The organism is Psychrobacillus sp. 05T411, from assembly GCF_056396485.1.
Genome location: NZ_JBFTLO010000007.1, coordinates 187,340 through 198,778, shown reverse-complemented (window position 1 = coordinate 198,778; position 11,439 = coordinate 187,340). Strand labels below are relative to the sequence as shown.

The following is an 11,439-nucleotide window of genomic DNA, read 5'->3' as shown; positions in this document are numbered from 1 at the left end:
GCAGGGCGGCGACTCCAGTGGGATCAAGTGAGTAAGATGAGACTTCACAACGTACGCGCAAGCGGCGGTGAAGGCTCATCACTCACCCCACGGAAAGCGTCCGTCCTGCAGCGAAAATCATAGCGGTCACTAGTCAACGCACTACGTCGCAGTTTCCCTATAATTTGCAGAAAGCCCTAAAATCTATAAGCCGCGCTATTTTAATATTTAGGAAGGCAACTGTTCATTTAACAGATTGGATAATGCTTTTGCTAGAACTGCAATCGAACGATTAATTTCTTCTTCGGTATTGTCGATGCCTCCTAATTCTACATTGATTAAATCATTGGAAAGGTCTTGATTATATACTCCATCTACTCCCTTTCCCTCTTTTGGTAATACCCCTCGTGAAATTCCAGGTACTAATTTATTTAATTGGTTAGAGAGATTCTGTGCCAGTTGCTCATTCCATCTGTAGTTAGGATGCTCTCGGCCAATAACGAATATAAATTTAGCGTAGCTTGCTTCTCCACTTTTTAGTGTCGTCACATTTGCTTTGGCAGAATCTCTATGAATATCTAAAATGATATCATAATCTTTTTGCCCGATTGCTTGTTGGACTAATGGACGTATTGAGTTATAGTCATCCATTTCTTTTTTGTTGTAGTTTTCCAAAAAAGAGGCTTCCAATTGATGAAGTGCAAATTGGGCATTTATTTGATCTTGAAAAGTCGTGATATTGCTTATTGGATGATAAATAGCTATTTTTTCACCTTGTGCAGCAAGTATCGGTTGATAAGCTTCTTGCGAATGAGTAAAGTAAACAAATGCTTTTTTTGGCTCCGTTATTACTTCTTGAACGACTGGATTTTTTTCTAGTTGGGCCGCGTACACTACGGGAATGTCCTCTTTTTTCTTTTCTTCCACTTGTTCCGGTTGAGCCATAAAAAGAGGTGTTTGGATGGTAGCAATAATGATAGGTGCTAAAAATAAAAGGATTAAAATGCTTGTTAAATTCTTCATGGATTTAGCCATATATTCCACTCTCCTCACACAATCGTATGTGGAAAAGTGGAATTTTAGAACGACATCATCTACTAGTAATCCATGTTTCTAAACCGTTAGATAGCAAATGGGCATATTGTTCCACCCATGCATCTGTTTCTTTCGGTGTTACAAATAAGGAGGGATTCTTTCCTACAAAAACTTCTTCAAACAGCTTTCTTTTTTCTTCAGTTGGCCAAGTGACCCATTCCCCAAAAATTGGTTGTAATACTGCTTTGTCAATAGTTGGTTTTTTACTAGAAACCATTGGAGTTACGGCTAAAGCCGAAGAAGGGCTTCCCTTTTCTTCTATTTTGGAGGCAATATAGTGAATAACTTGCTCCATGGCATCCGCATATAAAACCGGTCCATCAACAACCATTGGTATCCCGATTGCCGTTACAGGCACGCCGTATACTTCCTCTGAAACCTCTTTTCGTTGGTTTCCAACACCCGAACCCGGATGTATACCTGTATTGGTAATTTGGATTGTTTTACAAAGCCGTTCACTATTTCTGGCAGCAAGCGCATCTAATACAATGATTAAATCTGGCTTAAACGCATTACTTATCGCTTCTATAAAGTCACTGGTCTCAAAGCCTGTTTGGCCAGTTACTCCTGGGGCATACATGACTACCTTGATAGATTCTTCAGATGTCAATGCAGAGCTTTGTAAAATTTCAATCGCTTTAGGTCCTATTGCATCTGGTGTAATCAGTGCATTGCCAAGCCCTATTATTAAAATTTTAGATGACTTCGTTAGATTAACATTCTGATGAATGTCTTTTAACTTATCAACAAATATTCTTTCTAAGTGTTGAAAGCTTCGATCATCAACTGGACTAACTGTTAAATCGGTTAATGTAATATACTTCCCTTTTTTCTTTCCTAGTTCCTTTTCTCCGTTTTCGTCCACTTCAATCGAGGTTACTAATACAGCTCCTTCCCTACTTTCGTCAAATTTAATGCCCTCAGATTTGTTTAATGTATTCTTGTCTTCTTTTGTACGATGTCTGACCATTTCGTCTGATTCGTCTAATAAATCGGTTCTTCCCCACATATAATTCACCTCCAAATTAGTTTGGTCGATGTGTCAAGTAAATATTCTTTGCATTTATATATTGCAATTTGTTTTTGCGTTTGTTAAAATAATGCTTGTTGTATTAGACAGTTTCAACAAAGAAATGTATCATCTCGAGACCATTTTAGGAGGTGAAAGGTATGCCAAATATTAAATCTGCAATCAAACGTGTTAAGAAAAACGCAACTTTGAACGCTCAAAACGCTACTGCTAAATCTGCAATGCGTACTGCTGTTAAAAAAGCTGACAATGCTGCACTTAACAATGACGAAAACGCAAAAGAACTTATTAAATCTGCAATCCAACAATTGGAGAAAGCAGCTTCTAAAGGTTTAATTCATAAAAACGCAGCTACTCGTAAGAAAGCTCAATTAATGAAAAAAGCGTAATGTAAATAAGACTGACCGGATTCATTCGGTCAGTCTTTATTTATTTTGGGATAACATATTGGGCACTCTATGCATAGGTGCTTACTGAGTGCTTTGAACTGAACGAATTCTACTCCATGACCGAGATTTCTTGATGGGCAAGGGATGCGACAAAGTCGCATCCCTTGCCCATTTTTTTCGGTAATCGTGTGGAAGTCGCTCATCCGTCGCACTCCGTAAGCACGGGTAATTTATGTGCTAAAGCTTTTGAGTCCTACTCTACTTTTTTCCACTTTTTCGCTCAGAAAGAAGTGTCTCTCTTCAATTAAATATCACCAAATTGCCAGTGATAACTTTGCAAAAAATAAGCAAGGAATACATGATAGAAATCGATAGGGTGCCCGAAATTGCATCTTCGGGCACTTCCTCACTGAATAGAAAAGTAGCTTTTCTTTCATTTTCCAAAGAATTTGCATCTTTCTTTTGAACTTTGTAGGTACGCGACGGACAAATAACCACAACAACATTATCGAAAATAGTGTATCAGAAAGTGACGTAGTCACTTTCTGATACACTTAGTCCTCGGTAAGGATGTAGTGATTATTTCTTCCATAGCTAACCGAAAAAGTGCAAGAGGAAAACGGTAAATCAACAGTCTTTATTTCATCAAAAACAATTCTAATATCCGGTCCCGATTAATATTTAATGTTTTTAATTGCAGATCTACAGTCGCTAAATCATTTAATGTCTGTAATAACTTGGCTTCGTTATATAATATCGGATTATCAAATAGCAATTTCACTCGGTAAGGATGTACCTTTAGAATGCCGGCAATTTGTTGGGCATGATACCCTTTTTTCTTTAAATGACCTACTTGTACCATTAATCTTACTTGAGTAGCAATCAATGCATTTAACTTTAATGGATCTTCTTTTTGTTTTAATAGATCATGGTAAATGGCAATTGCTTCGCTTTTATTGCCTGAAAGATAAGCATTTCCAAGTGTAAAAACGTCTTGCTCTAACGTTCGAACCAGTAATATTTTTACTGTTTCTGTATCAATTTCTACTATTTCCCCTACATACGTCGCGATTTTAGCTAATTCTGTTTGTAAATGAACTAAATCGGTTCCACCAAATTCGATAAAACGATCCATCGTTTCTTCTGACATTGTTTTGCCGTGTCTTTTGAGCTCATGTAACACCCAACTTTTTAAATCATGTGCCTGCAAGCTAGTTGCTTCGATTACATTAGCAGATTGTTTCATCGCTTTTGTAATTTTTTTACGCTCGTCTAGTTTCTCATAAGGCGCGATAAAAACGACAATTGCTGTTGGAGAAGGACTTTGAAGCCATTTTTCTAAACCCACTGTGTCATGTACCACTTTTTCTTTTCCCTTTTCTGTTGCTTTTAAAAAGAATGCATTTTTGGCAATGACAAGCTTCTTATCAGAGAAAAAAGGAATTGTATCCGCTTCATAAATTACTTCATCCACGCTTTTTTCTTCCATATCAAAAGTTATTATTTCTACTTCCCCGTGCTCATTTAATTGTCTTTTTAATCTTTTTAATGTCTCTTCTATAAAATACGCTTCCGTTCCGTATAATAAATACACATCTGACAAATCATTGTTCGCTATTTTCATCCACTTTTCTGAAATCATCTTAGATCTCCTTACTGCTGTTGATTTGTCTTTATTATAACGTAAAAGTAGTGAATAATTTGTGACATTGTCAGCGGGAAAGGAGAAAAGAAACATTCCATGTAGATTTTTAATAGGCTATCCTATATAATTAGGTGGAAATAGGAGGGGTAATAATGAATGAATTTGAACAAAATGTACAGTCGAAGCGTAACGACGCAATCGACTCAGGCGTAGGTTTTGTAGTCTCCTTTGGATTTTTTACCATTATGTTCGCTATTGCAGTAATTGTTGAGTTTGTTTCTCGATAATCGCTAAAAAAGGGTTTTGTCTATACTAGGCAAAATCCTTTTTTAGTTAACGCGGAGTCGTTACGAATATTTCTCCTGTTTTCCTTATTTCCACTTCAATAGCCCCATCCTTCCCTGTTTGTAAAAAAGGAATTTGTAGCGCTTCTAAACGTTCAACAACATCTGGATGCGGATGGCCAAATCTATTTCCAAACCCCGCTGTGATTATTGATATATCTGGATTGGTTAATGCTAAAAAAGATTGTTCGCTAGAGGTTTTACTTCCATGATGCCCAATTTTCAATAAGGTAATGTCTTTTAACGCATTTGGGTAATTTTTAACTAATTCTAGCTCTCCTTCTTCCTCTAAATCCCCTATAAATAATCCATGAAAATAACTATTTTGCATTGATAAGACAAGTGAATCATTATTTCCTTCATAGATAGAATCCATTGGATAGATATATTGAAACTGAAAATAGCTTGAATCTATTTCCTCTCCACCTCCTTTTTCTATCAAAGTTAATTGTTGTTCTTTTACTTCTTTCATCAAATCTTCCATAACTTCTTTCTCCGCTGATCCGGGGGTAATATGAATCTCACCTACCCGCACTTCCCGTAGAATCTCTTCAGCACCTTCCATATGGTCCGCATCCGCATGTGTAATAACCAATGTATCTATTTTAGTTATTCCTTTTCCTTTTAAAAACGGTACAACAATTTGCCTTCCCACTTCATAGACTTCATTCGTTGCTTTCCATGCATCCTGTTCAAATCGTAATAACCCTCCCGTATCAATCATGATTACTTCGTTCCGGTAAGGCATTTCAATCACGATACAATCCCCTTGTCCAACATTCAAAAATGTTATTTTCGCCGATGAATCCAAATACGGTCTAACATGCATAACCCCAATTGGCACTAAAAGAAGAATGCTGCTCAAAACTAGTCTTTTTTTCTGTTCTATTGAAACAAAAAAGAATAATACCGTTCCATAAGCAATGAACACAAGTAGTAAGGATGGCTTCATCGGATTCCAAAGCTGATAAGGTAAGCTACCTAAGTGCAGGATAAATTCACTTAATAAACTGCGTATCGGTTCATATAATTGGAAAAGGAAATCGCTTATCGTAGTGGAAAGATACGTAAGTAACAAGAAAAAAAGGTTAATAGGTAAAATGACAAACGAAAACAAAGGAACAAAAACTAAATTTGCGAGGAAGGAGGAAATGGAAATTTCATAAAACTGATAAAGAAGAATTGGATAAACAATCAATTGACATAGTGCGGTAATAACAAAAGATTGCATGACATAGGACATACTATTTTTTAATAAGACAGATGAGTAAATAAGCGAAAACGCGGCTAAATACGATAACTGAAAACCAATTTGAAAAATGACCCAAGGCGTCAGTAAAACAAAACCAATAATGCTTAACGAAAATGCATCATCGATTGCAAGTTTTTTTCTAAACAATATACTCAGTAATACAATCTCTGTTACGGAAACAGATCTCCATACAGATGGAGCTCCTCCAGCGATAAATGCATAAAGTGGAAGAGCAATTATTAAGATTAAATTTGCCGTTTCTCTTCGAATGCCTATCCGAATCATTGATCCATATACAAGCAATGCGAGTAAAGCTACATGGAGACCCGAAATTGCAAATAAATGCGTGATTCCTAATGTTTGGTAAGCATCTTGCATTTGGGACGGCATCTGCTCTCTACTGCCGATTAAAAGCGCTTCCGCTTCTGCCTGTAAAGACAGAGGGAAGGTAGTTTGTATATGCCGCATCATACCAAATCGCTTTTCGGCCATGTACGTAAGAAAGGACTCATGTTTCCTAGTGATTTGGTACGTTTCTACGGCAATTTGACCAACTGCACCATTACTTTTTATATAGGAATCCATGTCAAATGCATAAGCATGGGAAGCTGGTCTTTTCTCTACTTCTTTAGCATCTACCTGAAATACCATACCTGCAACGGATGTTTGCATAAACATATTTTTTTCATTTTCCGTACTTATTTTAAGTTGCACATACCATTTTTCATTTTTTTCAGAAATAGCGAATCCCCGGATATACTGCCCATTTATCCGATAAACATCTGTCCAAGTTATTTCTTTTACTTGAATTTCATTTGCTTGTAACGGCATTACTGTTTGTACATAAAAATAAGAAGCAAAACCAAAGATCATGGTTCCAAATATAAAAAGTATATGCTTTTGTTTGTACACTAGCCAGCAAAAAAGCATGACAAATAACAATAGTAAATTCATAGATTCATAAGCACTAATCGTAGCAATTACAATAGATAAAGCTACATAAATAAGATTGCCTTGGATGTTTATACGCCGAATAATTCTGCCACCTTCGTTTCATAAGGCGCCAATTCTTCCACACTTGCTCCTTTCTCACGTAACTTCGTTAACAGTTCCATATAAAGTGCAACTTTTTCGTCACTTAAAAAGTCGATTTTACGTTCGTCAAACGGCACATGAATTACTTCCACACCAGCTTGTTCAAGCAACTTAATAGCGTATTCGTTGTTTTTATAATCCTGTGCATAATAAAGACGAGCAATTCCTGCTTGAATAATCGATTTTGTGCATGGTAAACAAGGAAAATAAGTCACGTATAAATCTGCTCCATTTACCGAAACACCATATTTCGAGCATTGTAATAATGCATTCATTTCTGCGTGGATGGTCCGTACACAATGATTATCTACAACGTAACAGCCATGATCGATGCAGTGATCTCCACCTGAAATGGAGCCATTATAGCCCCCTGCCATAATACGTCGATCACGAACGATTGTTGCACCGACTGCTAACCTCGTACAAGTGCTTCTTAATGCAAGTAAATGGCTTTGTGCCATGAAAAATTGGTCCCATGTAATACGCTCCATATAACTACCTCCAATATATATACTTCTTCTAGTGTAGTAGTTTTTATCGTGAACAGTCAATATTACTTCACAGTTATTAGGGGTTCTAATTTTTCAAATGTTTTTTGACCAATCCCTGTCACATTCATTAAATCTTGCTTTTCTTTAAAATTGGCGGTTCCTTCTCGGTAAGCAATAATCGCTTCTGCTTTGGCAGGACCGATTCCAGGTAAGGTAGAAAGCATTGTGGTATCCGCTTTATTAATATTTACTAAATTGGAATTCGAGGGTTGCATTGCTTCAATTGTTTCTAATTCCTCCGCCTCTTCTCCTTCAAGCGGTACATAAATAACCATTTCATCTACTACTCTTTGGGCATGGTTAATGTTTTTACTATTAGCCGTAGCTAAATAACCTCCGGCAAGTTCAATTGCGTTTAATACACGATCACCTTCTGTTAGTTCATAAACTCCGGGGTTGTTCACTGCGCCTTTGACTTCGATAAAAATAGCAATATCTTTTATATATTCGGTTGTTTCTAATGGTTGTTCTATTATGGGATTTTCAAAAGGGATGGGTTGTACAACATCAGCTGTGGGAGGTGCTGATTTAAATTGGGATTGTATGATAAAAAATAATATGATTGTGATCACTGTTGTTGGGAGCAACAGCTTTTTCTTGTATTTCTGAACTAATAAACGAAACAGAAATATCATCCTCTCGCAAAAAGAGGTAAATTATATGGAGTCATAAAGACTATACTAAATTTACCTCTCTTTGGAAAGAACTATTTGGTAGCATGTATAAAATAACGTTCGATTTCTTCTTCATCCTGTTCATCAAAAACAGTAGTGGAAACGTCGACAGTAGAAAATCCAATTTGTTTTAACAAATGCGTGTATGATTCTAACGAAAATGTACGTTGGTAATGTGATTCTTCAAATCTTTCGTAATAACCCAATTCATCTTGCACAAAAAAGGTTATATCATGATAAATCGAATGTGCATCTTCCCCTATTTCTGTATGCCATATATAAGCAACCTGTTCATCCTCATATGTAAAGGGACCATCTGGATAAACAACATCCATTTTGTAAAGGGAATGAACATCGAAAAATAATTGACCATCCGGTGTTAATGCTTCAAAAATTCGTTCCAATGTTTGTTTCACTTCTTCAAAGGTTTTCAAATAATTGATCGAATCAATCGCAATAACCGCTACATCTACCTCATCCATGCCATCTAATTCGGCCATTGATTGGCATATGTAAGAAATGTTCATTCCTTGTTCTAAACTGCGACTTTGTGCAATCGTTAACATCGATTCTGATAAATCTACACCCATTACGTCATAGCCAGCTTTCGCAAATTGCACACTTAAGACACCCGTACCACAACCAATATCGACTAAACGTTTTCCGCTAGATACGGGTGCAGATGCCTGCACCCATTTTGCGTATTTATCATAGTCTATATCGGACATGAGTGAATCATAAATAAAGGCAAATCGGTCGTACATTGCCATTATGCATCTTGCCCTACTTCAATCAATGGTGCATCTCCCCAAAGACGCTCTAAGTTGTAGTAAGCACGTTCGTCTTTATGGAATACATGTGCTACTACATCGCCCATGTCTACTAAGATCCATCTCGCTTCATCGAACCCTTCTAGGCGTTTCACATTGTAACCAGCGATTGTTGCTTGTTCCTCTAATTCTTTTGCAATCGCTTGTACTTGACGGTCTGAGTTTGCATGGCAGATTAGAAAGTAGTCTGCAAGTAATGATACTCCTTGCATATTTAATACGACGATATCCTCTGCTCTTTTATCGTCTGCAGCTTTATAAGCTACCTCTACTAATGTTTTTGTCGTTGTCATTCGTTCACTTTTCCTTTCTTTTGTATCAAATCATTGTAACAATGAAATGAATCCGGAAATACCGGTTGTTTTTTATCGATCAAAAAGGTCATACTGTGTTGGATACAACTGATCATTGCATCTTGTAAATTTTGCTCTGCCTTTTCTCTTAGTAGCTCTACTCCAGGGTAATTACGGCCAGGTTCAATCATATCAGAGATGTAAATAATTTTTTCGAGAGATGACATACCTGCTCGGCCAGTTGTATGGTATTTAATCGCATTTAAAATATCTTCATCGTGAATATGAAATTCATGTTCAGCTACATAACTTCCAACAGGCGCGTGCCAAAGTTCATGGTGAAACTCCAAAAGAATCGGATCCATTTTTTCCGAAACAATCTTTTCTCTCAACCATTCCTTCTTCGCATATTTCACACTGTCATGTAAAATACCCGCAAGCTCTGCTTTTTCTATATCTTCTCCATATTTCTTTGCAAGATGAATTGCTGTTATCGCTACACCTTTTGTATGAATATAGCGTTTTTCAGGCATTCTGTCCTTCATCTGCAGCAATACATGTTCAAACTTCATACAATTTCTCCTTTTGGATGAAATCATTCACTTTATCTGGGATAAGGAATTTCGTAGTTACGCCATTCATCAATCGATTACGCAGAAGTGTAGAAGACAAATCAATTTGAGGAATTGTAATTTTACTAATAGGATATGCTGTATCCAGTGTTGTATTTGGTCTCGGAACCCCTACAAATTGTACTTTTTGAACAAGTTCATCAATTCGATGCCACTTCGGTAAAAACTCTACTTGATCGCCACCGATGATAAAGAAAAAATCTGTCTCTGGCTCTCTATTTTGTAACATTTCGATTGTGTCAAATGTATATGAAGTGCCGCCACGCTCTAATTCAATTGTTTCCACTGCCATCTTGGGAATTCCACGGATGGCAAGTTGCGTCATCTTTAATCGTTGCTCCGCTGTTACTAGCTCGTCCTTTTGTTTATGAGGAGGGGTTGCATTTGGCATGAAACGCACTTCATCTAGACCTAATGCGTTTAATACTTCGTTGGCAATGATCAAATGACCAATATGAGGCGGATTAAACGTACCGCCTAAAATCCCTACTTTTTTTCTCATGCTCGACTCGCTTTTGGAAGCTCAATTCTTTTATTATTTTTGGATGGTCTATATAATACAACCGTTAAACCGATTAATTGGACAAGTTCAGAGCTTGTCCCTTTAGCAAGAGCTTCTGCCACTTCATGCTTCTCGTCTTCACAGTTTTGTAAAATACTAATTTTGATCAATTCACGAACTTCTAATGCTTCGCCTATTTGTTTAATCATCGCATCGTTTACGCCACCTTTACCAACTTGAAAAATTGGCGCTAAGTGATGTGCCTGACTACGTAAAAATCTTTTTTGTTTACCTGTTAACATAATTTCCTCCTAATTGCTCGGTTAAACGTTCCACCATTTGCTCCGTATTTGGTTTAACTCCATTCCAATACGTAAAGGCTATTGCCCCTTGATGAACGAGCATTCCTAATCCATTTACCGTGCGAACATTGTATTTTTTCGCTTCCTCTAAAAAAGGGGTAACTAAAGGATTATATACAATATCCGCAACAATTGCATGTTCTTTTATTTGACTTAGCTGAATTGGTAGTGTTGCTGAGTTATTTTTCATTCCTTGCGGAGTTGTTTGAACGATGATATCAAACTGTCCTAGCGTAGCTTCGGCTTCTTCCAAAGTGACTGCTTGTCCAAGTTGTAATTCTTCTACTAAGCGTTTTGCATTCGCATATGTCCGATTAGCAATGGTAATTTGAGAAAAGCCTAATTGTTTGAAAGCATGGGCAATACCTCTTGATGCGCCACCAGCACCTAAAATAAGAATTCGATTTGTTTGGCTAATTGATCCAAGTGATTCGATAAATCCTAAACCATCCGTATTATATCCAACTAACCGGCCATCTTCCGTTTTTACAACGGTATTGACAGCACCGATTCCTTTTGCAGATTGGTCTACTTCATCTAGGTAAGGAATAATCGCCTCTTTATATGGCACGGTTACATTCCAACCACTACAACCTAATAATTTTAATGAATGTACAGCATCCGCTAGCTTGCCTTCTTCCACGTGAATAGGAATATAACTAGCATCTATATGTTGCTCACAAAGCCATTTATCATGCATATACGGAGAAAGCGAATGTGCGATAGGACTTCCTATGACAGCAAACCATTTTTTCAACTCAAAAAC

Annotated in this window: 14 protein-coding genes; 2 read left to right on the top strand and 12 right to left on the bottom strand. The window is 37.0% G+C overall.

Annotation, left to right across the window (positions count from 1 at the left end):
- Positions 1-207: 207 nt before the first annotated feature.
- Positions 208-1,014 carry a stage II sporulation protein P gene (spoIIP, locus tag AC1DFT_RS07840; protein ID WP_477918628.1) on the bottom strand — a complete coding sequence of 269 codons (807 nt, stop codon included), beginning with the start codon at positions 1,012-1,014 and terminating at the stop codon, positions 208-210.
- A gap of 55 nt (positions 1,015-1,069) precedes the next feature.
- Positions 1,070-2,083 carry a GPR endopeptidase gene (gpr, locus tag AC1DFT_RS07835; RefSeq protein ID WP_477918627.1) on the bottom strand — a complete coding sequence of 338 codons (1,014 nt, stop codon included), beginning with the start codon at positions 2,081-2,083 and terminating at the stop codon, positions 1,070-1,072.
- A 161-nt stretch (positions 2,084-2,244) separates the two neighbouring features.
- Between gpr and rpsT the strand changes: the two genes are divergently transcribed.
- On the top strand, positions 2,245-2,493 hold the full coding sequence (gene rpsT / locus AC1DFT_RS07830; protein WP_142538269.1) for a 30S ribosomal protein S20: 249 nt from the start codon (positions 2,245-2,247) through the stop codon (positions 2,491-2,493).
- Positions 2,494-3,130: 637 nt separating this feature from the next.
- Here the strand turns inward: rpsT and holA are convergent.
- On the bottom strand, positions 3,131-4,135 hold the full coding sequence (holA, locus tag AC1DFT_RS07825) for a DNA polymerase III subunit delta (protein ID WP_477918626.1): 1,005 nt from the start codon (positions 4,133-4,135) through the stop codon (positions 3,131-3,133).
- 155 nt (positions 4,136-4,290) lie between these two features.
- Between holA and AC1DFT_RS07820 the strand changes: the two genes are divergently transcribed.
- The gene (locus AC1DFT_RS07820; RefSeq protein WP_093266124.1) at positions 4,291-4,425 is read left to right on the top strand and encodes a YqzM family protein; all 135 of its coding nucleotides are present in this window, start codon (positions 4,291-4,293) and stop codon (positions 4,423-4,425) included.
- 46 nt (positions 4,426-4,471) lie between these two features.
- Here AC1DFT_RS07820 and AC1DFT_RS07815 read toward each other — a convergent pair whose 3' ends face one another.
- From AC1DFT_RS07815 to aroE, 9 genes are all read right to left on the bottom strand, one after another.
- Positions 4,472-6,688, bottom strand: a complete 2,217-nt coding sequence (locus AC1DFT_RS07815) for a DNA internalization-related competence protein ComEC/Rec2 (RefSeq protein ID WP_477918625.1) — start codon at positions 6,686-6,688, stop codon at positions 4,472-4,474.
- A 68-nt stretch (positions 6,689-6,756) separates the two neighbouring features.
- The gene (locus AC1DFT_RS07810; protein ID WP_477918624.1) at positions 6,757-7,320 is read right to left on the bottom strand and encodes a ComE operon protein 2; all 564 of its coding nucleotides are present in this window, start codon (positions 7,318-7,320) and stop codon (positions 6,757-6,759) included.
- A gap of 62 nt (positions 7,321-7,382) precedes the next feature.
- Positions 7,383-8,015, bottom strand: a complete 633-nt coding sequence (locus AC1DFT_RS07805) for a helix-hairpin-helix domain-containing protein (protein ID WP_477918623.1) — start codon at positions 8,013-8,015, stop codon at positions 7,383-7,385.
- Between the two features lie 71 nt (positions 8,016-8,086).
- Entirely contained in the window at positions 8,087-8,824 is a 738-nt protein-coding gene (locus AC1DFT_RS07800; RefSeq protein WP_477918622.1) for a class I SAM-dependent DNA methyltransferase, read from the bottom strand.
- Complete coding sequence (rsfS, locus tag AC1DFT_RS07795; RefSeq protein ID WP_477918621.1) at positions 8,824-9,177, bottom strand: ribosome silencing factor; 354 nt, start codon at positions 9,175-9,177, stop codon at positions 8,824-8,826. Before rsfS ends, AC1DFT_RS07800 begins: the two co-directional genes overlap by 1 nt.
- The gene (gene yqeK / locus AC1DFT_RS07790; protein ID WP_477918620.1) at positions 9,174-9,749 is read right to left on the bottom strand and encodes a bis(5'-nucleosyl)-tetraphosphatase (symmetrical) YqeK; all 576 of its coding nucleotides are present in this window, start codon (positions 9,747-9,749) and stop codon (positions 9,174-9,176) included. Before yqeK ends, rsfS begins: the two co-directional genes overlap by 4 nt.
- Positions 9,739-10,311, bottom strand: a complete 573-nt coding sequence (locus tag AC1DFT_RS07785; protein ID WP_477918619.1) for a nicotinate-nucleotide adenylyltransferase — start codon at positions 10,309-10,311, stop codon at positions 9,739-9,741. Before AC1DFT_RS07785 ends, yqeK begins: the two co-directional genes overlap by 11 nt.
- A complete protein-coding gene (gene yhbY, locus AC1DFT_RS07780) occupies positions 10,308-10,613 on the bottom strand; it encodes a ribosome assembly RNA-binding protein YhbY (RefSeq protein ID WP_477918618.1) in 306 nt (101 codons plus the stop codon). Before yhbY ends, AC1DFT_RS07785 begins: the two co-directional genes overlap by 4 nt.
- Positions 10,600-11,430, bottom strand: coding sequence for a shikimate dehydrogenase (gene aroE / locus AC1DFT_RS07775; RefSeq protein WP_477918617.1), 831 nt, complete (start codon positions 11,428-11,430; stop codon positions 10,600-10,602). The genes yhbY and aroE overlap by 14 nt, the downstream gene beginning before the upstream one ends.
- Between the last annotated feature and the right edge of the window lie 9 nt (positions 11,431-11,439).

What these genes read in the sequence shown, in the direction of transcription:
- AC1DFT_RS07805 (WP_477918623.1), bottom strand. Translation starts at nt 8,015, where the DNA reads ATGATATTTCTGTTTCGTTTATTAGTTCAGAAATACAAGAAAAAGCTG.
- yhbY (WP_477918618.1), bottom strand. Translation starts at nt 10,613, where the DNA reads ATGTTAACAGGTAAACAAAAAAGATTTTTACGTAGTCAGGCACATCAC.
- yqeK (WP_477918620.1), bottom strand. Translation starts at nt 9,749, where the DNA reads ATGAAGTTTGAACATGTATTGCTGCAGATGAAGGACAGAATGCCTGAA.
- AC1DFT_RS07810 (WP_477918624.1), bottom strand. Translation starts at nt 7,320, where the DNA reads ATGGAGCGTATTACATGGGACCAATTTTTCATGGCACAAAGCCATTTA.
- AC1DFT_RS07820 (WP_093266124.1), top strand. Translation starts at nt 4,291, where the DNA reads ATGAATGAATTTGAACAAAATGTACAGTCGAAGCGTAACGACGCAATC.
- AC1DFT_RS07785 (WP_477918619.1), bottom strand. Translation starts at nt 10,311, where the DNA reads ATGAGAAAAAAAGTAGGGATTTTAGGCGGTACGTTTAATCCGCCTCAT.
- rsfS (WP_477918621.1), bottom strand. Translation starts at nt 9,177, where the DNA reads ATGACAACGACAAAAACATTAGTAGAGGTAGCTTATAAAGCTGCAGAC.
- AC1DFT_RS07800 (WP_477918622.1), bottom strand. Translation starts at nt 8,824, where the DNA reads ATGGCAATGTACGACCGATTTGCCTTTATTTATGATTCACTCATGTCC.
- spoIIP (WP_477918628.1), bottom strand. Translation starts at nt 1,014, where the DNA reads ATGGCTAAATCCATGAAGAATTTAACAAGCATTTTAATCCTTTTATTT.
- holA (WP_477918626.1), bottom strand. Translation starts at nt 4,135, where the DNA reads ATGATTTCAGAAAAGTGGATGAAAATAGCGAACAATGATTTGTCAGAT.
- rpsT (WP_142538269.1), top strand. Translation starts at nt 2,245, where the DNA reads ATGCCAAATATTAAATCTGCAATCAAACGTGTTAAGAAAAACGCAACT.
- AC1DFT_RS07815 (WP_477918625.1), bottom strand. Translation starts at nt 6,688, where the DNA reads ATGAATTTACTATTGTTATTTGTCATGCTTTTTTGCTGGCTAGTGTAC.
- gpr (WP_477918627.1), bottom strand. Translation starts at nt 2,083, where the DNA reads ATGTGGGGAAGAACCGATTTATTAGACGAATCAGACGAAATGGTCAGA.